The sequence below is a fragment of the Amycolatopsis sp. NPDC003861 genome, from assembly GCF_053605405.1.
The window spans coordinates 12,002-33,135 of record NZ_JBSGJD010000087.1 but is presented as its reverse complement, the minus strand read 5'-3'; the positions used below and the strand labels follow the sequence as shown (position 1 = coordinate 33,135).

The window sequence follows — 21,134 nt, the reverse complement described above, 5'->3', positions numbered from 1 at the left end:
CATTGTTGCGTTCGGTGCGTCCAGCCCACCGAACGCCACATTGGGTGCGTCGGACGCAACCAACGCCACATTGGGGCGCTTTGGCACGGCCGGTCGGGACTCGTGCGTTCGGCGCAGCGGAAGACCGCTCAGCACCCTTGCGGAACTCCGGCAAAAGCCGCGGGAGTAACTTGGTAAGGGTGTTCCCCGAGCATCGTCCCCGCAGGCTTCGCACCACCCCGGCCATGCGCAGGCTGGTGGGCGAAACGACACTGCGGCCACGCCAGCTGATCCTCCCGATGTTCGTCGCCGAGGGGATCGACGCGCCGCGGCCGATCTCGAGCATGCCCGGCGTCGTCCAGCACACGCGCGACACGCTGCGGAAGGCCGCCGTCGACGCGGTCAACGCCGGGGTCGGCGGCCTCATGCTGTTCGGCATCCCGGCCACGCGCGACGCCGAGGGCTCCGGCGCGGTCGACGAGAAGGGCATCCTCAACGTCGCCCTGCGCGACCTGCGCCACGAACTGGGCGACGCCACCGTGCTGATGGCCGACACCTGCCTCGACGAGTTCACCGACCACGGCCACTGCGGCGTCCTGGACGCCGACGGTGGGGTCGACAACGACGCCACCCTGCGGATCTACGCCCAGATGGCGATCGCGCAGGTCGAAGCCGGGGCGCACGTGCTCGGGCCGTCCGGGATGATGGACGGCCAGATCGGCGTCATCCGCCGGGCGCTCGACGAGGTCGGCCACAAGGACGCGGCGATCCTCGCCTACTCCGCGAAGTACGCCAGCGCGTTCTACGGCCCCTTCCGCGAGGCCGTCGACTCGCAGCTCAAGGGCGACCGCAAGACTTACCAGCAGGACCCGGGCAACGGCCGCGAGGCGCTGCGCGAGATCGAGCTGGACCTCGCCGAGGGCGCGGACATGATCATGGTCAAGCCGGCGCTGGCCTACCTGGACGTGATCAAGGCGGCGGCGGACATCTCCCCGGTCCCGGTGGCGGCGTACAACATCTCGGGCGAGTACGCGATGGTCGAGGCCGCCGCGGCGAACGGCTGGCTCGACCGCGAGCGGACGGTTCTCGAGGTGCTGACGTCGATCCGCCGCGCGGGCGCGGACATGATCCTCACCTACTGGGCCGCGGAAGCCGCTGCCTGGCTGGACTGACCCGTTAGAGTCCTCGCGTGGCAGAGAACGACGACCTGACCGGTCTGACCGACGACGAACGGCGCAAGCAGGGCCGCTCGCCAGATCCGGTGCTCCCCGGCGAGAAGGCGCCCAAGGCGACTCCGCCGCGCCCGGTGGCCGTGTCGTTCTGGTTGTGGCTGGCCGGCGGGGTGGTGCTGATCCTCGGGTACGTCCAGCTGATGGCCGGCAAGTCCGCGGTCATCGACCGGTACGTCGAGGGCACCAAGGACCCGAAGATCACGCCGCAGATGATCGCGGACGGCGTCACGGCGATGCTGTGGTTCCTGCTCGTCGGGTCGATCGTGTTCACGCTGCTGTTCCTGCTGTTCGCGTACAAGGCCCGCGAAGGCACCCGCTCGGCCCGGACGGTGCTGACCGTGCTGCCGATCGTGATGGTGCTGCTGATCTTCACGTTCGCGCCGGTGCTGACGTACCTGACGCTGGTCGCGGTGCTGCTGTTCGTGATCGCGCTGGTGCTGCTGTACCTGCCGTCGGTGAGCGGCTACTTCCCCAAGGTCGGCAAGAAGCTGTGAGGCTGTACGCCGAATCCGGCGTGAGCTGGGCGGCGATCGGCTGGGGCCCGGCGTTCGCCGTGGTGGGCGCGCTGGCGGAGCTGGCCACGGGCGGCCCGGTGCACGTGGTGGGCTGGCTGCTGGTCGGGTTCGCGCTGTGCGTGATCACGATGCCGTGGGTGTACGCCCGGCGCCGGTTCCTCTCACTGGAGGTGACGACCGAGCAGCTGCGCCAGGGCCGGGAGAAGGTGCCCGCGTCTCAGGTGGCCTCAGTGACGGACGTCGGGGCGCCGGTGGGCGCGCGGGTCCTCGGCGGCGGCTGGTCGGTGCCGCGGAAGTACGACTCGCTGCCGGTCGAACTGGCGGACGGCACGGTGGTGCTGGCGTGGGCGAAGGACGTCGAGGCCCTGCGGGACGCGCTGGACCGGCTCGTCCGGGCGACGCCGCGGGAAGCATGAGAAAATCGACCTCGTGATCGACCTTCCGCAGCCCACCGGGGCCGAGCTCTGGCCGCCGGAAGAAGCCGGCCCGCCCGCGAGGCTGCACAAACCGTGGCGGACGCTCGTCGCCGTCGTGGAGGTCGTGCTTGCCGTTCTCGCCGGGTGGGTGGCCTACCTGTGCTGGCACGACAGCGTCGCCACCGTCGTCACGCGGACCGACGACGGCGCCGTGCTCGAGTCGCACCGGTACTTCGGGGGCCTGCTGGCCGCCGCCATCGGGCTCGGGACCGTGGCCGCTCTGCTGCTCGTCGACGCGGTGCGTCAGCTCGCGCTCGCCATCCGTGCCCGGAGCCCCAAGCCGAAGGCCTGATACACAGCTCGCGCACAGGCAACGAACAGTCAATTGCTAAGCACCCGCACCAAAGTTGCCGCATGACGCGCGTGCGTGCCTCGAAGGCATGGGTGATCAACGGAGCTCTGGTCGTACTGCTGGCCGGGGCGGGATTCGGGATATACCAGGCATTCAGCCCCGAACCGAGCTCGGCGCAGGCGCAGTCGCGCAGCACCCCGGTCCGCCGGGCGACGGTCACCGAGACCGTCTCCGCCGCCGGGACGCTCGCCAGCAGCTACACCGGCGCGGCGAACTTCGCGACGGCCGGCAAGGTCACCTCGATCGACGTCAAGGTCGGTGACGTCGTCAGCGCCGGGCAGAAGCTCGCCACCGTCGACAGCACCCAGGCGTCGAAGCAGCTTCAGGTCGCGAAGGCGAACCTCGCCGTCGCGCAGGACGGCCTGGACACCGCGGAAACCGCCGAAGCCACGCCGGCCACCGGGCAGAACAGCCAGAACGCCCAGACCAGCGCGGCCAACAACGTCACCTCCGCGCAGGCGAAGCTCGACCAGGCCGAGCTGGACGTCCAAACCGCCCAGCAGGCGCTCGACAACACCGTGCTGTACGCGCCCGGCGCCGGCACGGTCACCGCGGTCAACGGCACCGTCGGGCAGCAGTCCTCCAGCGGCTCCACGGCGACGGCGCAGTCGTCGAGCAGCAGCGGCAGCGGCCAGGGCGGTCAAGGCTCGTCGAACTCCAGCTCCGCCGCGTCTTCGTCGTCCGGCAGCAGCTCCGGGTTCATCACCATCACGAACCTGACCGGCCTGGTCGTCAACACCTCCGTCGCGGAAATCGACGTCAGCAAGGTCAAGGCGGGCCAGAAGGCCACGGTGACGCTCAACGCGCTGCCGGACAAGCCGATCCAGGCCACCGTGTCGAGCATCAACCTGACCCCGACCACCAGCGGCAGCGTCGTCTCCTACGGCGCGCAGCTGGCTCTGGCCAATCCGCCGGACGGGCTGCGGCCCGGCCAGTCGGCGAGCGTGGTGATCACCGTCGCCGAGGCGGACGACGCGCTCAGCGTGCCGGCCGCGGCCGTGCAGACCGTCGGCAGCACCAACCTCGTCACCGTGCAGGAAAACGGGCAGAACGTCACGCGCCAGGTGCAGGTCGGGCTGCGCGGCGAGTCGACCGTCCAGATCACCTCCGGGCTGACCGAGGGCGAGAACGTCGTGCTGACCGCGACGGCCTCGACCGGGACCACCGGCGGCGCCGGGCGCACCGGCGGTACCGGCGGGTTCCCCGGCGGCGGGACCGGCGGGTTCCCGGGCGGCGGCCAGCGCGGCACCGGCGCCGGCGGCGGTTTCGGCGGCCGCGGGTGAACCCGGTGATCGCGGTCTCCGGACTGCGCAAGACCTACGGCGCCGGCGAGACCGCCGTGCACGCGCTGCGCGGCGTCGACCTCACCGTGTGGCCCGGCGAGTACGTCGCGATCATGGGCGCGTCCGGCTCGGGGAAGTCCACCCTGCTGAACATGCTGGGCTGCCTCGACGTGCCGACGTCCGGCCGGTACCTCCTGGACGGGTTCGGCGTCGGGAAGCTGAACGAACGGCAGCTGGCGTTGCTGCGCAACCGGAAGATCGGCTTCATCTTCCAGTCCTTCAACCTGGTGCCCCGGACGTCGGCTTTGTCCAATGTGGAGCTTCCGCTCGTCTACAGTGGACTGCGCCGCTCGGAGCGACGCCGGCGCGCGCTCGCCGCGCTCGACATGGTCGGGCTGTCCGACCGGGCCAAGCACCTGCCCAGTGAGCTCTCCGGCGGCCAGATCCAGCGCGTCGCCGTGGCGCGGGCGCTCGTCACCGGCCCGGCGATGCTGCTGGCCGACGAGCCCACCGGCAACCTCGACCGGCGCAGCACCGAGGACGTCCTCGGCGTCTTCGACCGGCTCAACGCCCTCGGCCGCACGATCGTCGTCATCACCCACGAAGACGAGGTCGCCGAGCACGCGCACCGCGTCGTCCGGGTCGACGACGGGCTGATCGTGTCCGACGAGGTCACGCGCGCGGTGGGGGCGGTCTCGTGAACCTGCTCGAAATCCTGCGGTTCGCCGTGCGCGGGCTCACTGCGAACAAGCTGCGCTCGGCGCTGACCACGCTCGGCATCACCATCGGCGTCGCCGCGGTGATCCTGCTGGTCGCGGTGGGCAACGGCGCGTCGGCGGCGATCGCGGCCAGCATCCAGGGCCTCGGCACCAACGTCGTCAACGTCTCCCCGGCCCGCGGCGGCGGCCAGGGCGCCACCGCGCGGCCGCTGACCGTCCAGGACGCGCACGCGCTCGTCGACCCCGTCGGCGCCCCCGACGTCAAGGCCGCCTCGCCGGTGGTCAACACGACGGCGACCGCGACCTACGGGCAGACGTCCTACGACATCTCCAGCGTCGCCGGCACCGAACCGGCGTACTTCACCACGACCAACCGCGAGCTCGCCCAAGGTCAGCTGTTCACCAGCGAGGACGTCACGGCCGCGCGGAAGGTCGTCGTGCTCGGCCCGACGACCGCGGAGTCGATCTTCGGGACGGCCGACCCGGTCGGCAAGAACGTGCTGCTGAACAGCATCCAGTTCACCGTGATCGGGGTGCTGCAGGCCAAGGGCAGCACCGGCCTGCAGAACGCCGACGACGTCGCCATCGCGCCGATCTCGGCGGTCCAGAACTCCCTGGCCGGGTACGGCAGCCTCAGCCAGATCGCCGTCCAGGCCACCAGCGCCGACTCCGTCTCCCTCGCCCAGTCCGAGATCACCGCCATCCTCAACGCCCGCCACGGCATCCGGCTCGGCGGCACCCCGGACTACCAGATCCAGAACTCCGAACAGCTGCTCGCGACCCGGACGTCGGCGACCGAGACGTTCACCGTGCTGCTGGCCGCCGTCGCGGCGATCTCCCTGCTGGTCGGCGGGATCGGCGTCACGAACATCATGCTCGTCACGGTCACCGAGCGGATCCGCGAGATCGGCATCCGGAAGGCCATCGGCGCCCCGCGCGCGGCCATCCTCGGCCAGTTCCTCGCCGAAGCGACCATGCTCAGCCTGTTCGGCGGGCTGCTCGGCGTCGCGATCGGGCTGGTCGGCAGCCGGTTCACCATCTCCGGGATCAAACCCGTCGTGGTGCCCTCGTCGATCCTGCTCGCCTTCGCGGTATCCGCCCTGATCGGGCTGTTCTTCGGCAGCTTCCCGGCGAACCGGGCCGCCAAGCTGAGGCCCATCGACGCCCTGCGTCACGAATAAGGAGTCTTCGCATGTCCACCCACACGACGACCCCGCCGGGGGACGAGCCGACGGCAATCCTCCCCGCCGTTGAGCCGACCGCGGAACAGATCGTCGCCAGCCCGGCCGTCGACGGCGACCTCAACGCCGAAATGCGCCGCGCCGCGAAGCCGTTCTCCCGCACCACGCTGGTGCTCGCCGGGCTCGTCGCCTTCGCGATCGCGTTCGGCGGCGGGGCCTGGACGCACGCCGCGTTCGGCTCGGCCACGCCGGCGCGCCCGAGCGGGACCGCCGGCGGCACGCAGGCCAGGACCGGCCAGCAAGCGGGCGCCGGCCAGCAGGGCGGCGGCTTCCGCGGCGCGGGCGGCCGCGGCACCACCGGCACGGTCGACCGCGTCGACGGCACCACGGTGTACGTCAAGACCGCGCAGGGCGACGACGTCAAGGTGTCCACATCGGACTCGACCACGGTCGGGGTGACCCAGCAGGGCAAGCTGGCGGACCTCAAGCCGGGGGCGACGGTCGTCGTCCAGGGCCAGGCCGGCAGCGACGGGACGGTGGCCGCGCAGGCCATCACCCAGCAGGCCGCGCGCTAGTTGAGGACGACGATCGCGGCGTTGAGCGCCGTCGCGTAGAGGATCCAGGCGAGGTAGGGCACCAGGAGCGCGGCGGCGACCTTCGACCGGTGGCCGAACAGGACGATCGTCACCACCACGACGACGTCCAGCAGCACGATGTCGGCCAGTGCGACCCGGGCCGCGCCGCTCTCGAAGAACAGCGGTGTCCAGAGCAGGTTGAACAGCAGGCCGATGCCGTACGCGGCGAACCCGCGCGTCTCGCCGTCGGTCCGCCAGTACAGCCAGCCGGCCACCGCGATGGTGACGTAGAGCACCGTCCACACCGGACCGAACAGGGACGGGGGCGCGGCCCACGACGGCTGCTCGAGCTGCGCGTAGACCTCGCGCGCCGACGTCGCCGCCAGGGCGCCGACCACGGCCACCACCGCGACGACCCCCGCGAACCCGGCCAGCATCAGCCACTGGTTGCGGTGCGGGGCGCGTTCGGTCACCGGCTGTTCCCCTCCCGGGCGGCTGCCCGCCATCTTATGCGGGTTTGGGACACTGGACCGGTGAGCACTGGAACCGAGCAGTCCAAGGCATGGTTCGACCGCGCGAAGACGGCCATTCCGGGCGGGGTGAACTCGCCGGTGCGGGCGTTCAACTCGGTCGGCGGGACCCCGCGCTTCATGGTCCGCGGCGAGGGCCCGCACCTGTGGGACGCCGACGGCAACCGGTACGTCGACCTGGTGTCCTCGTGGGGCCCGATGATCCTGGGCCACGCGCACCCGGCGGTCGTCGAGGCGGCGCGCACGGCGGCGACGTCCGGGCTCTCGTTCGGCACGCCGACGATCGGCGAGGTCGAGCTGGCCGAGGAGATCATCGGCCGGGTCGAGCCGGTCGAGCAGGTCCGGCTGGTCAACTCCGGCACCGAGGCCACGATGAGCGCGATCCGGCTGGCCCGCGGGTTCACCGGCCGGTCGAAGATCCTGAAGTTCGCCGGGTGTTACCACGGTCACGTCGACGCGCTGCTCGCCCAGGCCGGCTCCGGCGTCGCGACGCTCGGGCTGCCGACGTCGCCGGGTGTCACCGGGGCGCAGGCGGCGGACACGCTGGTGCTGCCCTACAACGACCTCGACGCCGTCCGGAAGTCCTTTGAGGACAACCCGGGCGAGATCGCCGCGGTGATCACCGAGGCGGCGGCCGGGAACATGGGCGCGGTGGCGCCCGCCGACGGCTTCAACGCGGGGCTGCGCGAGCTGGCCCACGAGCACGGCGCGCTGCTGATCATGGACGAGGTGATGACCGGGTTCCGCGTCTCGCACGCGGGCTGGTTCGGTCTCGAAGGGGTGGCCGGCGACCTCTACACGTTCGGCAAGGTGATGTCCGGCGGGCTGCCGGCGGCTGCCTTCGGCGGCCGCGCCGACGTGATGGCCAAGCTCGCCCCGGGCGGGCCGGTCTACCAGGCCGGGACGCTGTCCGGGAACCCGGTCGCGGTGGCCACGGGCCTCGCGACGTTGCGCGCGGCCGACCACGCCGTGTACGCGGCTCTCGACGCCAACGCCAAGCGCCTCGGCAACCTCTTCCACGCCGCGCTGAGCGAAGCCGGGGTTGCGCACAACGTCCAGTACGCGGGCAACCTGGTGAGCGTGTTCTTCGGTGAGGAGCCGGTGCGCGACTACGTCGGCGCGCAGGCGTCCGAGACGTGGCGCTTCCCGCCGTTCTTCCACGCGTTGCTCGACGGAGGCGTGTACGCGCCGCCGAGCGCGTACGAGGCCTGGTTCGTCAACGCGGCGATGGACGACGAAGCGTTCTCGGTGATCGAAGCGGCTCTGCCCGCGGCGGCGCGCGCGGCGGCTGGGGCCGTCCAGTGACCACCGTCGTCCACATGCTGCGGCACGGCGAAGTGCACAACCCGACGAAGATCCTGTACGGCCGCCTGCCCGGCTACCGGCTCTCGGAGCGCGGGCAGCGGCAGGCGCTGACGGTCGCCGAGGCCGTCGCGGGGCACGACCTCGTGCACGTCGTCGCGTCGCCGTTGCAGCGGGCGCAGGAGACGGCGGCCCCGATCGCCGCCGCGCACCGGCTCGACATCGCGACCGACGACGGGCTGATCGAGGCGGGCAACCAGTTCGAGGGCCTGCAGGTGGCGGTCGGCGACGGCGCGCTGCGGGAGCCGAAGCACTGGCCGAAGCTGGTCAACCCGTTCAAGCCGTCGTGGGGCGAGCCGTACCTCGAGATCGCGCACCGGATGCTCGGCGCGGTCCACCGGGCCCGGGAGGCGGCGGACGGGCACGAGGCGCTGTGCGTGTCGCACCAGCTGCCGATCTGGACGTTGCGGCGGTTCCTCGAGGGCAAGCGCCTGTGGCACGACCCGCGGCGCCGCCAGTGCTCGCTGGCGTCCCTGACGTCGCTGGTGTTCGAGGGCGACGAGCTGCGCGAGATCGTCTACAGCGAGCCCGCGGGCGCGACCGACCCGAAGGTGACCGGGGCATGAAACGGCTGGTCGTCGGCCTGGTCGCGGCGCTCGCGCTGGCCGGCTGCAGCACGGGCAAGGACGCGGTGGTCCAGGGCAGCAGCTTCAGCTTCGTCTCCCCGGGCGGCAAGGTCGACATCACCTACGACGTCGCCCAGCGCCAGACGGCCCCGGTCCTGGCCGGCGAAGACCTGATGAACGAGGGCAAGCAGCTGTCGCTGGCGGACTACGGCGGCAAGGTCGTGGTGCTGAACCTGTGGGGCCAGTGGTGCGGGCCGTGCCGCACGGAGGCGCCGGAGATGGAATCGCTGGCCAAGCAGGGCGTCCAGGTGGTGGGCATCGACGTCCGCGACCCGTCGCGCGAGGTGGCCCAGGACTTCGTGCGGGACCGCAAGCTGACGTACCCGTCGATCTACGACCCGGACGGCCGCGTGCTCCTCAAGCTGAGCGGCTACCCGAGGAACATCATCCCGTCGACGATCATCCTGGACAAGCACCACCGCGTGGCGGCGGTGTTCCTGCGGCCGGTGCTGGCCCAGGACCTGCTCCCGGTGACCCAGCGGCTGACCGCGGAAGCCTGATCGGGCGAGCGCCCAAGGCCGGAAGCCGGCCGGGACGAAGGTCCTGATCTGCTGTGACCGAGGTCCTGTGAAGCGGCCCCGGCGTTCTCACCAGGACCTCACTGCCTACCCTCAACGGGGTGAACTCCGTGACCGAGCTGGCGATCTCCGGGCCGCTGCTGCTCGCCGCGGGTGTTGCGCTGCTCGCCGGGGCCATCTCGTTCGCCTCGCCGTGCGTCGTGCCGCTCGTCCCGGGGTATCTCGCCTACCTCGCCGCCCTCGTCGGGGCCGATGCTCCCGCCGTCAAGGCCGATGAAGCGCGGAAGAACGGGCGGTGGGCCGTCGTCGGGGCCGCCCTGCTCTTCGTCCTCGGGTTCACGGTCGTGTTCGTCGCCACCCTCGGCACGCTCGTCTGGCTGACCGCGACCCTCACCCTCAACCAGGACCTGCTCCAGCGCATCGGCGGCGTCCTCACCATCGCCATGGCCTTCGTCTTCCTCGGCTGGATCCCCCGCCTGCAGCGCGAGGTGCGCTCGCACCACGTCCCGCGCGGCGGCGTCTGGGGCGCGCCGCTGCTCGGCGCCATCTTCGGCCTCGGCTGGACGCCCTGCATCGGGCCTACGCTGTCCGCCGTCACCACCCTGGCCAGCGCCACCGGCGGGGCCGCGGCGCGCGGGTACCTGCTGATCGCCGTCTACTGCCTGGGCCTGGGCCTGCCGTTCCTGCTCATCGCGCTCGGTGCCCGGTGGGCCGTGCGGGCCACCGACTGGGTGCGGCGGCACGGCCGTCAGGTGCAGATCGTCGGCGGGGTGCTGCTGCTGATCGTCGGCGTCCTGCTGGTCACCGGCGTCTGGGGGGATCTGATGGGCTGGCTCCGCAACGAACTCGCCCTCGACCTGAGGCTGCCCCTGTGACGACGACCGAAGCACCCCCCAAGACGCCGCACCCCACGCCCGCCAAGCGGACCTTCGCCTTCCTGCGCAACACCTGGCGCGGCCTGACGTCCATGCGGACCGCGCTCGTCCTGCTGTTCCTCCTGGCCCTGGCCGCCCTGCCGGGTGCGCTCCTGCCGCAGCGGAAGCTCAACGCGCCCAAGGTCGACGACTACATCGCCGCGCACGGCTGGTGGGGGACGCTGCTCGACAAGTTCGAGTTCTACGACGTCTACTCCAGCATCTGGTTCTCGGCCATCTACCTGCTGCTGATGGTCTCGCTCGTCGGCTGCCTGACCCCGCGCAGCTTCGAGTACGTCAAGGCGATGCGCGCCAAGCCGGTGCTGACGCCGCGCAACCTGGCCCGGATGCCGCACTACCGGCTCGGCCGGGGCAAGACCGACGTCGCCGCCGAGGTCGCCGCCGCCCACAAGCAGCTCTCCGGCTGGCGCCGCGTCGAACGCGAGGAAGCCGGCGGCGTCCGGACCATCTCGGCCGAACGCGGGTTCCTGCGCGAGACCGGCAACCTGCTCTTCCACTTCAGCATGCTCGGGCTGATCGTCTTCTTCGCCCTCGGCAAGCTCTACAGCTACGAAGGCCAGGTCATCGTCCAGGCCGACGGCAGCACCTTCTGCAACGCCGGCATCTACAACTACGACTCGTTCAACGCGGGCCTGGACGTCGACGGCACCGACCTCAACCCGTTCTGCGTGAAGGTCAACGACTTCACCGCCCGCTACACCGACGCCGGCCAGCCGGACTACTACCACTCGAACATCGAGTACCAGTCCGGCGCGGACCTGGACACGGGCACCTGGCGTCCGTACGGCCTCGAGGTCAACTCGCCGCTGCGCACCGCCGGCGACCGCGTCTACCTGCTCGGGCACGGCTACTCGCCGAAGTTCACCGTCACCTTCCCGGACGGCTCGCAGCGCACCCAGAACACCCAGTGGCGCACCGTCGACCCGGGCACCATGCTCGCGGAGGGCGCGACGAAGTTCGACCAGCCCGGCATCACCGACGAGGTCCAGCGGCGGACCCGGCAGCTGGCCATCACCGGCCTGTTCGCCCCGACCGCGTTCCTGCACGGCAGCGTCCTGACGTCGTCGGCGCCGGAGGCGAACGACCCGGCCGTCGCCGTCGACGTCCTGCGCGGTGACCTGGGCCTCGACGCCGGGCGCGGGCAGTCCGTCTTCTCGGTCGACCAGTCGCTCGTCGACGACGGCAGGCTGAAGAAGGTCGCCCGGCAGAACCTGAAGGTCGGCGAGGAGCTCAAGCTCGACGACGGCACGAAGATCCGCTTCGACGGCGTCGGCCAGTGGGTCTCGCTGCAGATCTCGCACGACCCCACCCAGGGGTTCGTGCTCGGCTTCGCCATCGCGATGTTCGTCGGCCTCGGCGCGTCACTGCTGGTCAAGCGCCGCCGGCTGTGGGTGCGGGTGAAGCCGGGAACCGAGGACGAGCCGGGTACCGTGATCGAGGTCGCCGGGCTGGCCCGCACCGACCAGGCCGGGTATGGCGAAGAGTTCCACCGGGTCAGCGAACGCCTGATCAGTGGGCAGAAGGGCTGAGGCATGCCGATCAACGAGACGCTGTCGACCTACAGCGACTGGCTGTACACCACCGCCGCGGCGATCTACGTCGTCGCGCTGATGTTCACCCTGGTCGAGCAGGGCTTCGGCGCCAAGGGACGGCTCGCCACCGAGCGCGCCAAGCTGCGGGCGCGCGAGCTCGTCGGCGCCGGTGGCCCGCCGGTCGAGGAGATCCCCGCCGCGCAGCGCGAGGTCGGCCGCCCGGAGCGGATCGGCCGGATGGGCGCGGCGCTGCTCGTGCTCGGCGCGCTGCTGCAGCTGACGGCGATCGTGCTGCGCGGCCTCGCCGTGCACCGCGCGCCGTGGGGCAACATGTACGAGTACGGCATGGCCGTCACCTTCATCACGGTGCTGACCTGGCTGATCGTGCTGTGGAAGTTCCCGGTCCGGCACCTCACCGGCTTCCTGCTGCTGCCCGTCGTGATCCTGATGTTCATCAACGGCACGCTGCTGTACACGACCGCGGCGCCGGTGCAGCCCGCGCTGCAGTCGTACTGGCTGATCATCCACGTCGCGGCGGCCATCATCGGCTCCGGCGTCTTCCTGGTCCCGGGCGTCGCGAGCGTGCTGTACCTGTTCCGCGCGGCCCACGACAAGGACAACACCAAGTTCGCCCGGTTCGCCCCGAAGCTGCCCGCGGCCGACGTCCTCGACCGGATCGCCTACCGGACCACCATTTTCGCCTTCCCGGTGTTCACCTTCGGCGTGCTCTGCGGCGCGGTCTGGGCGGAGTCGGCGTGGGGCCGGTTCTGGGGCTGGGACCCGAAGGAGACCTGCGCGTTCATCGCCTGGGTGGTCTACGCGGCCTACCTGCACTCGCGGGCGACGGCGGGCTGGCGCGGCGCGCGGGCCGCGATCATCAACATCGTCGGGTTCGCCGCGATGATCTTCAACCTGTTCTTCGTGAACCTCGTCTCGGTCGGCCTGCACTCCTACGCCGGGGTGGGCTGAGCATCCCGCGCGTCCGCCGACTACCGTCGACACCGGGGGACTGTGTGTCAGGCGGAGTGCGCGGAGGTTTTCACCGGTGACCGGACCCAGCGAAGAATCGGCTCCTGGCCACCCCGAACAGGCCGCTGCGGCACCGCAGCCCGGCCTGTTCGCCGACGACCGGACGGACTCGCACCCGCACCCCGAGACGTCGGGGGCGTTCGACGTGCAGCCGACGCAGGCCGTCGCACCGCCGCCCAACCCGGCGGTTTCGGGCCCGCACCAGGTGCCGAACCCGGCCGTGTCGGGGCCGCACCAGATGCCCTACGGCTACGACCAGAACCTCCCGCCGCTGCAGCCGCAGTACGGCGACCCGGCGCAGCAGTACCAGGCCAACGCCCAGTACCCGCCGCAGCAGCCGTCCGGCCTGCCGCAGCCCCAGGGCGGCCGGCACGCGGCGCCCCAGCCCGGGCCGGGCCACGGCCACGACCTGTCGACCGCGCACCTGGTCAAGCAGACCCGGCGGCCGCCGCAGTCGGGCTGGCGCAAGGCGGTCTACGTCGGCACCGGGAAGCTGGTCAACCCGGGGGAGAGCCCGGCGGACACCCGCCGCCGCGAGCTCATCGCCCGCGTCAACCAGCCGCTGCGCGGGTGCTACAAGATCGCGATGCTGTCGCTCAAGGGCGGCGTCGGCAAGACCACGGTGACGACGACGCTGGGCTCGACGTTCGCCTCCCTGCGCGGTGACCGCGTGGTGGCGGTGGACGCCAACCCGGACCGCGGCACGCTGTCGCAGAAGATCCCCCTGGAGACGACGGCGACGGTCCGCCACCTGCTGCGTGATGCGGCTCGCATCACCCGCTACAGCGACGTCCGGTCGTACACCTCGCAGGGCTCGAGCCGGCTGGAGATCCTGGCGAGCGAGCAGGACCCGGCCGTGTCGGAGGCGTTCTCCGAGGACGACTACCGGCGCACGGTCAACCTGCTGGAGCACTTCTACAACATCGTGCTCACCGACTGCGGGACGGGCTTGATGCACTCGGCGATGAAGGGCGTCCTGGACGTGGCGGACGCGCTGGTCGTGGTCTCGTCCGGCTCGGTCGACGGCGCCCGCAGCGCCTCGGCGACCCTGGACTGGCTCGAGGCCCACGGCTACGGCGAGCTGGTCAAACGCTCGGTGGCGGTGATCAACTCGGTCCGCCCCAAGGGCGGCTCCGTCGACCTCGACAAGCTGTCGGCCCACTTCGGCGCGAAGGTCCGCGCGGTGTGCAAGGTCCCGTTCGACCCGCACCTGGAGGAGGGCGCGGAGATCGAGCTGGACCGCCTGTCGGGCGACACCCGCCTCGCGCTCCTCGACCTGGCGGCGACCGTCGCCGACGGCTTCGCCACCCCGCTCTCACAGGGCTACCGCTGACCGAACCCGTGCCGTAACTCACGTGATCAAGCCCGGAACCGGCGTGATTGGAGCCGGAACCGGCGTGATTGGAGCCGGAACCGGCGTGATTGGAGCCGGAACTCGTGAGTTCCGGCTTCAATCACGCGAGATCCGGCTCGGATCACGCGGGTGACGGGCCCGGACACGCGGGTTCCGGCTCCGGGCACGGGCGTGCCGGGACGCGCGGGGCTGGGGCGGGCGAAGGTAAAAGGGTTCCTAAAGGTCTTCGTCCCGGCGTTTGCGCTGCTGTTCGGCCAGCTGGCGCAGGAAGTCGGGGTCGTCGTCCGGGGCGAGGGGGGCGCGGCGCGGAGCCGAGGGCACCCCGACCCGCTGGCCGGCGAACGACCGCCACAGGAGCAGGGCGACGACCAGCGCGCCGACCGCCGCGAGCAGAGCGAGCATGCCGGATCCTTCCGTATGGCTGCCTGTCCCCCGAGGTTAACCGGTCCGGCCGTGTGATGGGCCTGAAGCCGACCCGGTAGCGCACGAAAGCCGTGCCGGGGACGGGGTGGTTCCCGTACCCGACACGGCCCTGACGTCCGGATGGTTCAGGCGGTGCGCGCCGGTTCGCTGGCGTCGGTGGTCAGCTCGGCGAGGAGCTCGTTCACCTCGGACTCCCGGAACCGCCGGTGCCCGCCCGGGGTCCGGATCGAGCCGATCCGCCCCGCGGTCGCCCACCGCGTCACCGTCTTGGGGTCCACTCGGAACAGCGCTGCCACCTCGCCAGGGGTGAGCAGGCGTCCGCCCATCGTCGCGGTCATTTTCCGCCTCCTTAACGAACTCACTGCTATACCGGAGGCGTCCGGGCCCTTCTGCCCGTCGCGCCGGGGTAGCCAACAAGGCAATCGTTGCACTTCACCCGTCGGGTACTCGAACGGTTGTCTCCGAGTAAAGAGCCCTTAAAGGTCAAAACGGACAGGTTGTTTACGGACGGCAACTACCTGCGGTGACCTGACGTGCGCAGACGTCCCTCCCTTGGCCACCGGCGGCCAGGCGTGGTGCCAATGGGGGATTGTCCAACCGCATAGAGTGATCCCGTGGATCAGTTGGACCGGAAGATCATCGCAGCGTTGCGCATCAACGGACGGGCCACCTACGCCGACCTCGGACGGGCCGTCGGGCTCTCCGCGTCGTCGGTGCACGAGCGCGTGGGCAAGCTGGAAGCCGCCGGCGTGATCACCGGCTACCACGCGGTCGTCGACCCCAGCTCCGTCGGCCTCGGCGTCACCGCCCTCGTCGGCATCCATCCGACCGACACCGCGACCGAAGACGACGTCGCCGACGCGCTCGGCGAGCTCGACGAGGTCGAGAGCTGCTACGCGGTGGCCGGCGACGAGGCGTTCGTCGTCAAGGTGCGGGTGCCGACCGTCGACGAGCTGGAACGCACGCTGGGCCGGCTGCGCCGCATCCCCGGCGTCGGCCGGACGAACACCACCGTGGTGCTCTCGACCCGGTTCGAGGGCCGCCCGAACAACGCGGGCCTGCAGAAGGACCGGCCGGGCGGGGCGTAGCCTGCGTTGGTGTGAGCGACGAGAAGCCCCCGCAGCTGGCCCGTGACCTGACGCTGTACCTACTGGCGCGGTTCGTGCTGGTCGGGGTGATCGCGTGGGCGCTGTCCCTGACCGGGGTGCCGCTGCTGGTCGCCCTGCTGATCGGCCTGGTCGTCGGGCTGCCGCTCGGCCTGCTGCTGTTCCGGCCGCTCAACGCCCGCGTGACCGCCGGGCTGGCGAAGCGCAACGAGAAGCGGGCCCGCGCCCGCGCCGAGCTGCGCGCGCAGCTGCGCGGCGACACGGCCGGGCAGTCCGAGTGAGCCGCCTCCACAGCCGCAGCTGGGTCCGCGAGGCCGTCCGGATCATCGAGGCCGACGCCAACCGCAGCGCCGACACGCACCTGCACGTCTTCCCGCTGCCCCCAGAGTGGGGCATCGACCTGTACCTCAAGGACGAGTCGGTGCACCCGACCGGCTCGCTGAAGCACCGGCTGGCCCGGTCGTTGTTCCTCTACGGGCTGGTCAACGGCCAGATCGGGCCGGACACCGTGCTCGTCGAGGCCTCCAGCGGCTCGACCGCGGTGTCCGAGGCCTACTTCGCCCGGATGCTGGGCCTGCGCTTCATCACCGTCGTGCCGCGGCGCACGTCGAAGGAGAAGGTCGCGCTCATCGAGTTCTACGGCGGCGAATGCCACTTCGTCGACGAAGCCCCGGCGATGTACCCCGAGGCGGAACGGCTCGCGGCCGAGTGCGGCGGGCACTACCTCGACCAATTCACCTACGCCGAGCGCGCGACGGACTGGCGCGGCAACAACAACATCGCCGAGTCGGTGTTCGCGCAGATGCGCTCGGAACGCCACCCGATCCCGAAGTGGATCGTCGTCGGCGCGGGCACCGGCGGCACGAGCGCGACCTTCGGCCGGTACGTCCGCTACAAGCGCCACACGACGAAGATCTGCGTCGTCGACCCGGAGAACTCGTCGTTCTACGGCGCCTGGGAGACGGGGGCGCTGGACTACGGCACCGGCATGCCGTCGCGGATCGAGGGCATCGGGCGGCCGCGCTGCGAGCCGTCGTTCGTGCCCGGCGTCATCGACGAGATGTTCCAGATCCCCGACGCCGGGTCGCTGGCGGCCATCCGGCTGCTGCGCGAGCGCACCGGCCACTGGGCCGGCGGCTCGACGGGCACCAACCTCTACGGCGCCTTCCGGCTCATCTCGCGGATGGTCGAAGACGGCCAGGCGGGCAGCGTCGTGACGCTGCTGTGCGACGGCGGCGAGCGGTACGCGCACACCTACTACAACGACGAGTGGCTGGCCCAGCAGAACCTGGACATCGCGCCGCACACGGCGTTGTTCGAGGAGTTCCTGGCCACCGGGAAGTTCCCGGACCTCTAAAGGTTCAGGCCGACCGCGGCCAGTGCCGCCCAGACGAGCATGGCCAGCCCGGTGTCGCGCAGGGCCGGGATGAGGTCGCGGCCGGTCGCGTTGTGGCGGATCGCGCTGACCGACCCGAACAGCATCGGGGCGCTGAGCAGCGGCAACGCGGCGAGCGAGCGCGTGACGAACCCCATCACGATCGCGAGCACGTACGGCACGGCGATCAGCGCCAGGTAGAGCCGCCGGGTGCCCTGGTCACCCAGCCGGGTGGCCAGGGTGCGCTTGCCGGACTCGATGTCGGTCGGGATGTCGCGCAGGTTGTTGGCCGTCAGGACGGCCGTCGAGAAGCAGCCGACCGCGACCGCGCAGGCCAGCGCCGCCCAGCTCACCCGGCCCGCCTGGACGTACACCGTGCCCAGCACGCCGGCCAGGCCGAAGAACACGAAAACGGCGATCTCGCCGAAGCCGTAGTAGCCGTAGGGCTTCTTGCCGCCGGTGTAGAACCACGCGCCGAGGATGCACAGCGCGCCCATGCCCAGGAGCCACCAGTGGCCGCTGACGGCCACCAGGACCAGCCCCAGCACGCCGGCGAGGCCCAGCGAGACCAGCGCGGCGGTGAGCACGGCCTTCGGGGCGGCGACCTTCGAACCGACCAGCCGCAGCGGGCCGACGCGGTTCTCGTCGGTGCCGCGGATGCCGTCGGAGTAGTCGTTGGCGTAGTTGACGCCGACGATCAGCGAGAGCGAGACCAGCAGCGCCAGCGCCGAACGCCACCAGGAGAACGCGTCCAGTGCGATCGCCGCGCCGACGCCCGCCACCACCGGCGCCACCGCGTTGGGCAGCGTCCGCGGCCGGGCCCCTTCGATCCACTCGCTCAAGCTCGCCATGGCGCCATTCAACGCCATCTCGATCAGTGCGCCGAGGGGAGCCCGGACCGGGCGCCGTCCAGGGCGTCGAGCTCCCGCCGGACGCGCTCGGCGTCGTGCGTGCGGCCCTGCTGCCGGAACAGCTCGAGCGCTTCCTGCCACGCCGAACGGGCCTGGTCGTGGTGGCCGAGCGCGGCGTGGGGCAGCCCGAGGCAGCTGAGGGTGTCGGCCACCTGGAAGGTGTTGCCGCGCTCCCGGTAGACCGTGAGGGCGCTCTGGTAGTAGCCGATCGCGGCGGCGTGGTGGCCGGTGTGGTGCTCGATGTAGCCGAGGCTGTCGAGCGTGTCCGCTTCGCCGTCGGATTCGCCGTGCCGCCGGTGGAGGGCCAGCGCGGCCGTGCAGTGGCTGCGCGCGGTCTCGAAGTCGCCGGTCCGGGCGGCGAACCAGCCCACCTGGTTGAGCTCGCGCGCCTCCCACACCGGCCGGCCCAGGGTCCGGAAGAGCGCCAGCGCCCGGGTGGCGTGCGCCAGGGCCTGCCGGTCGTCGCCGCGCAGCTGCCACACCCACGACAGCCCGTGGTGGATCAGGCCCTCTTCGGTCGGGTCCTCGTGCTTCGCGGCGAGGGCGGCGGCCTCGCCGAGGTGCTCGACCGCCTCGTCGTGCCGCCGGAAGTACATGAAGACGTCGCCGATCAGCCGGTGGGCGCGGATGTGCACGGACGGGTCGGACAGGTGCTCGGTGGCCTCCAGCGCGGCCTGCCACACCACGAGCCGGTCGTGCAGCATCCCCCGCCGGTTCTGGAACGTGTGCAGGCTCCACGCCAGGTGCCACACGACGTCGTGCCGGCCGAGGGCCGCGGCGGCGTGCTGGGCGGCCAGCAGGTTGGCGTGCTCGGCGTCGAACCACGCCATGGCTTCGGCATCGTCGGACGGCGAGCCGGGTTCGACGCCGGGTGCGGGGGCGGCGAGCCGGACGGCCTGGCGGTGCGGGTCCACCCGGTGGTCGGCCGCGTGCGCGGTGTGGGCGTAGCAGTCGAGCACCCGGTGCAGCGCGGCTCGACGCTCGCCGAGCGGGAGGTCCCGCTCGGCGGTGGCCGTGGCGTAGTCGCGGATGAGGTCGTGCATCGCGTACCGGCCGCCGGCGCGGCGGGTCAGCAGTGAGGCCTCCTCCAGCATGCTGAGCACCTTGGCGGTCCGCCGCGGCGGCGAACCGGCGAGCGCGGCCGCGGCGGGCAGCCCGATGTCCGCTCCGGGCGCGGTGCCGAGCAGGGCGAACAGGGTGCGCTGTTCGCCGGTGAGGGCCCGCAGGGACCACGACAGCACCGTCGGCAGGCTGACCGTGGGGTCGTCGTGGTCGAGCGCGTCGAGGCCGAGGTCGCGCAGTTCGGCGGCGAACTCGGCGAGCGGGATGTGGGGCCGGGTGTGCGCGTGGCGGCTCATGATGGCCAGCGCCAGCGGGTAGCGCCCGCACAGGCTGATCAGCGCTTCGGCCGCGGCCGGCTCGGCGGCGATCCGGGGCTCGCCGAGGCGTTCGGCCAGCAGTGCGTGGGCCTCCCCGTGGCTGAGGATGTCGAGCTGGAGGTGCCGGGCGCCGTAGCGGGTGATCAGCGGGGCGAGGTGCCGCCGGCTGGTGACGACGGTCGTGCAGGCCGGGCTGCCCGGCAGCAGCGGGACCACCTGCTCGGCGTCCGCCGCGTTGTCCAGCACGACCAGCATCCGCTTGCCGTCGACGAGCTTCCGGTACAACGCGACCTGGGCGTCCGGCTCGGGCGGGATGCGGCTGGGGGCGACGCCCAGCGCGCCGAGGAACCCGCGCACCACGACGGACGGGTCGAGCGGGGCACCGGCCGAGGAGAACCCGTGCAGGTCGGCGAACAGCCGGCCGTCCGGGAACCGGTCGCGGTGCGCGTGCGCCCAGTGCAGGACCAGCCAGGTCTTGCCGACGCCGCCGGCGCCGGCCAGCGCGGAAATCTGGACCACCCGGCTCACGTCCGCCTCGGGGCGGCACGCGGCGGTGAGCGCCGCGAGCTCGTCGGCGCGGCCGATGAACGACGGCGGCGCCGCGGGGAAGTGGTGCGGCACCGCGTCGGCGCCGGCCGGCGTGCCCGCCGGTGCCGCGGTCAGGTCCGGGTCGCCGCGGAGGACCCGCTGGTGCAGCTCCCGCAGCGGCGGGCTGGGATCGGCGCCCAGCTCCCGGACGAGCCGTCGCCGCAGCTGCTCGTAGTGGTCGAGGGCGTCGGCCTGGCGGCCACAGCGGTACAGGGCCAGCACGACCTGACCGGCGAGCCGCTCGTCCAGGGGGTGCTCGCGGGTCCTCGCCGTCAGTTCCGGCAGCAGTTCGGCGTGCCGGCCTTGGCGCAGGCACACATCGGCGTGGTCGAGTTCCGCCGCCCACTGTTCGGCCCGCAGGTCACGGCGCAGCTCGTCGGCCCACGGGGTGCCGACGTCGGCCAGCGCTTCCCCGCGCCAGAGCTCGCGGGCCTGCTCGAAGAGGCCGGCGGCGGCCTCGTCGTCTTCGGCCTCGCGGGCCTCGGCCACCAGCCGGCGGAACCGGTGCAGGTCGACCGCGTCGGGGTCGACGCGCAGGAAGTAGCCGCCGCCGCGTCGCTCGATCTCCAGGCCACCGCCCGCCAAAACGCCACGCAGCCGGGACAGGTAGCTGTACAGCGTGTCGCGCGCCCGCAGTGGCGGGTTCTCCGCCCACACGCGGTCGATCAGCTGCTCGACCGGCACCAGCCGGTTCGCGTCGGCGAGCAGCGCCGCCAGCACCGATCGCTGCCGGACCGGCCCGAGCTCCACCTGCCTGTCGTCCTGGCGGGCTTCGATCGTGCCCAGCACCCGGAACTCCACCCCTGCGCCCTCCCTGCGGCCACCGGGCCCGTGCCCGGCCGGCACCGCATTCGACCAGCTCGTTCAAGCGGTCTGCAAGGTTTCGCCACGATGCTTACGGCAAGGTGGTGGACACACCGCGTGAGCGGTCGGGGAAGCACCGGCCGGGACCGTGCCGCCGAGGGGGCGGTGCGGTCCCGGTTCGCCGACGTCAGTCGGTGGACGGCAGCTGCAGGACGAGCGAGCCGCTGTTCGGGTCCGCGGCGGGGACGTCGGCCAGCGCCGCACCCGCGGGAAGGAGGACCCCCAGGGCGACGGCGGTGCTGATCAGGGCGGTGCGAATCAGGCGCGTCATGGTGAGTAGCCAAGCGGGC

At 71.9% G+C, this 21,134-nt stretch carries 24 protein-coding genes; 18 read left to right on the top strand and 6 right to left on the bottom strand.

The genetic code is table 11. The annotated features are described in order from the left end of the window. Window positions 1–179 precede the first annotated feature (179 nt). The 8 genes from hemB to ACWEVN_RS22200 all read left to right on the top strand — a co-directional run bounded on the left by hemB (window position 180) and on the right by ACWEVN_RS22200 (window position 6,312). Window positions 180–1,151 carry a porphobilinogen synthase gene (gene hemB, locus ACWEVN_RS22235; RefSeq protein ID WP_310967910.1) on the top strand — a complete coding sequence of 324 codons (972 nt, stop codon included), beginning with the start codon at window positions 180–182 and terminating at the stop codon, window positions 1,149–1,151. Between the two features lie 17 nt (window positions 1,152–1,168). Continuing rightward, entirely contained in the window at window positions 1,169–1,705 is a 537-nt protein-coding gene (locus tag ACWEVN_RS22230) for a hypothetical protein (RefSeq protein ID WP_310967909.1), read from the top strand. Further along, the gene (locus ACWEVN_RS22225; protein ID WP_449686977.1) at window positions 1,702–2,142 is read left to right on the top strand and encodes a hypothetical protein; all 441 of its coding nucleotides are present in this window, start codon (window positions 1,702–1,704) and stop codon (window positions 2,140–2,142) included. Before ACWEVN_RS22230 ends, ACWEVN_RS22225 begins: the two co-directional genes overlap by 4 nt. Before the next feature lie 13 nt (window positions 2,143–2,155). Continuing rightward, window positions 2,156–2,494, top strand: a complete 339-nt coding sequence (locus tag ACWEVN_RS22220; RefSeq protein ID WP_452052535.1) for a hypothetical protein — start codon at window positions 2,156–2,158, stop codon at window positions 2,492–2,494. Window positions 2,495–2,556: 62 nt separating this feature from the next. Then, the gene (locus tag ACWEVN_RS22215; RefSeq protein ID WP_449686980.1) at window positions 2,557–3,837 is read left to right on the top strand and encodes an efflux RND transporter periplasmic adaptor subunit; all 1,281 of its coding nucleotides are present in this window, start codon (window positions 2,557–2,559) and stop codon (window positions 3,835–3,837) included. Beyond that, window positions 3,834–4,538, top strand: a complete 705-nt coding sequence (locus ACWEVN_RS22210) for an ABC transporter ATP-binding protein (RefSeq protein ID WP_310967905.1) — start codon at window positions 3,834–3,836, stop codon at window positions 4,536–4,538. The genes ACWEVN_RS22215 and ACWEVN_RS22210 overlap by 4 nt, the downstream gene beginning before the upstream one ends. Next, complete coding sequence (locus ACWEVN_RS22205) at window positions 4,535–5,737, top strand: ABC transporter permease (RefSeq protein ID WP_452052534.1); 1,203 nt, start codon at window positions 4,535–4,537, stop codon at window positions 5,735–5,737. Before ACWEVN_RS22210 ends, ACWEVN_RS22205 begins: the two co-directional genes overlap by 4 nt. A gap of 11 nt (window positions 5,738–5,748) precedes the next feature. Continuing rightward, entirely contained in the window at window positions 5,749–6,312 is a 564-nt protein-coding gene (locus tag ACWEVN_RS22200; RefSeq protein ID WP_452052533.1) for a hypothetical protein, read from the top strand. On the opposite strand, the gene ACWEVN_RS22195 is transcribed toward ACWEVN_RS22200, so the two are convergent. After that, window positions 6,309–6,785 carry a TspO/MBR family protein gene (locus tag ACWEVN_RS22195; protein WP_452052532.1) on the bottom strand — a complete coding sequence of 159 codons (477 nt, stop codon included), beginning with the start codon at window positions 6,783–6,785 and terminating at the stop codon, window positions 6,309–6,311. The genes ACWEVN_RS22200 and ACWEVN_RS22195 overlap by 4 nt on opposite strands. Window positions 6,786–6,845: 60 nt before the next feature. Here ACWEVN_RS22195 and hemL point away from each other — a divergent pair, with 60 nt between their 5' ends. The 7 genes from hemL to ACWEVN_RS22160 all read left to right on the top strand — a co-directional run bounded on the left by hemL (window position 6,846) and on the right by ACWEVN_RS22160 (window position 14,177). Then, window positions 6,846–8,147: a glutamate-1-semialdehyde 2,1-aminomutase gene (hemL, locus tag ACWEVN_RS22190; protein ID WP_449686985.1), complete on the top strand. Its 1,302-nt coding sequence runs from the start codon at window positions 6,846–6,848 to the stop codon at window positions 8,145–8,147. Next, window positions 8,144–8,770: a histidine phosphatase family protein gene (locus ACWEVN_RS22185; protein ID WP_449686986.1), complete on the top strand. Its 627-nt coding sequence runs from the start codon at window positions 8,144–8,146 to the stop codon at window positions 8,768–8,770. The genes hemL and ACWEVN_RS22185 overlap by 4 nt, the downstream gene beginning before the upstream one ends. Beyond that, entirely contained in the window at window positions 8,767–9,330 is a 564-nt protein-coding gene (locus ACWEVN_RS22180; protein WP_452052531.1) for a redoxin domain-containing protein, read from the top strand. Before ACWEVN_RS22185 ends, ACWEVN_RS22180 begins: the two co-directional genes overlap by 4 nt. A 119-nt stretch (window positions 9,331–9,449) precedes the next feature. Next, window positions 9,450–10,223: a cytochrome c biogenesis CcdA family protein gene (locus ACWEVN_RS22175; RefSeq protein WP_449686988.1), complete on the top strand. Its 774-nt coding sequence runs from the start codon at window positions 9,450–9,452 to the stop codon at window positions 10,221–10,223. Next, window positions 10,220–11,812: a cytochrome c biogenesis protein ResB gene (resB, locus tag ACWEVN_RS22170; protein ID WP_449686989.1), complete on the top strand. Its 1,593-nt coding sequence runs from the start codon at window positions 10,220–10,222 to the stop codon at window positions 11,810–11,812. The genes ACWEVN_RS22175 and resB overlap by 4 nt, the downstream gene beginning before the upstream one ends. Window positions 11,813–11,815: 3 nt before the next feature. Then, on the top strand, window positions 11,816–12,784 hold the full coding sequence (gene ccsB / locus ACWEVN_RS22165; protein ID WP_452052530.1) for a c-type cytochrome biogenesis protein CcsB: 969 nt from the start codon (window positions 11,816–11,818) through the stop codon (window positions 12,782–12,784). 76 nt (window positions 12,785–12,860) lie between these two features. Beyond that, window positions 12,861–14,177, top strand: coding sequence for a nucleotide-binding protein (locus ACWEVN_RS22160; protein ID WP_452052529.1), 1,317 nt, complete (start codon window positions 12,861–12,863; stop codon window positions 14,175–14,177). Window positions 14,178–14,414: 237 nt separating this feature from the next. On the opposite strand, the gene ACWEVN_RS22155 is transcribed toward ACWEVN_RS22160, so the two are convergent. Together ACWEVN_RS22155 and ACWEVN_RS22150 are read right to left on the bottom strand one after the other, a co-directional pair. Then, on the bottom strand, window positions 14,415–14,600 hold the full coding sequence (locus ACWEVN_RS22155) for a hypothetical protein (protein WP_449658874.1): 186 nt from the start codon (window positions 14,598–14,600) through the stop codon (window positions 14,415–14,417). A gap of 146 nt (window positions 14,601–14,746) precedes the next feature. Continuing rightward, window positions 14,747–14,959, bottom strand: a complete 213-nt coding sequence (locus tag ACWEVN_RS22150; RefSeq protein ID WP_086837800.1) for a BldC family transcriptional regulator — start codon at window positions 14,957–14,959, stop codon at window positions 14,747–14,749. Between the two features lie 276 nt (window positions 14,960–15,235). On the opposite strand from ACWEVN_RS22150, the gene ACWEVN_RS22145 reads away from it, so the two are divergent. The 3 genes from ACWEVN_RS22145 to ACWEVN_RS22135 are packed head-to-tail and all read left to right on the top strand — an operon-like array spanning window position 15,236 to window position 17,084. Beyond that, on the top strand, window positions 15,236–15,709 hold the full coding sequence (locus ACWEVN_RS22145; protein ID WP_449686992.1) for an Lrp/AsnC family transcriptional regulator: 474 nt from the start codon (window positions 15,236–15,238) through the stop codon (window positions 15,707–15,709). Window positions 15,710–15,720: 11 nt separating this feature from the next. Next, window positions 15,721–16,008: a DUF4229 domain-containing protein gene (locus ACWEVN_RS22140; RefSeq protein ID WP_310967890.1), complete on the top strand. Its 288-nt coding sequence runs from the start codon at window positions 15,721–15,723 to the stop codon at window positions 16,006–16,008. Next, a complete protein-coding gene (locus ACWEVN_RS22135) occupies window positions 16,005–17,084 on the top strand; it encodes a PLP-dependent cysteine synthase family protein (protein ID WP_449686993.1) in 1,080 nt (359 codons plus the stop codon). Before ACWEVN_RS22140 ends, ACWEVN_RS22135 begins: the two co-directional genes overlap by 4 nt. On the opposite strand, the gene ACWEVN_RS22130 is transcribed toward ACWEVN_RS22135, so the two are convergent. The 3 genes from ACWEVN_RS22130 to ACWEVN_RS22120 all read right to left on the bottom strand — a co-directional run bounded on the left by ACWEVN_RS22130 (window position 17,081) and on the right by ACWEVN_RS22120 (window position 21,115). After that, window positions 17,081–17,953 (bottom strand): 1,4-dihydroxy-2-naphthoate polyprenyltransferase, encoded by an 873-nt coding sequence (locus tag ACWEVN_RS22130; protein ID WP_452052528.1) that lies wholly within the window; start codon window positions 17,951–17,953, stop codon window positions 17,081–17,083. The genes ACWEVN_RS22135 and ACWEVN_RS22130 overlap by 4 nt on opposite strands. Before the next feature lie 23 nt (window positions 17,954–17,976). After that, the gene (locus tag ACWEVN_RS22125) at window positions 17,977–20,781 is read right to left on the bottom strand and encodes a BTAD domain-containing putative transcriptional regulator (protein ID WP_452052527.1); all 2,805 of its coding nucleotides are present in this window, start codon (window positions 20,779–20,781) and stop codon (window positions 17,977–17,979) included. A gap of 190 nt (window positions 20,782–20,971) precedes the next feature. After that, on the bottom strand, window positions 20,972–21,115 hold the full coding sequence (locus ACWEVN_RS22120) for a hypothetical protein (protein ID WP_310967886.1): 144 nt from the start codon (window positions 21,113–21,115) through the stop codon (window positions 20,972–20,974). Window positions 21,116–21,134 lie beyond the last annotated feature (19 nt).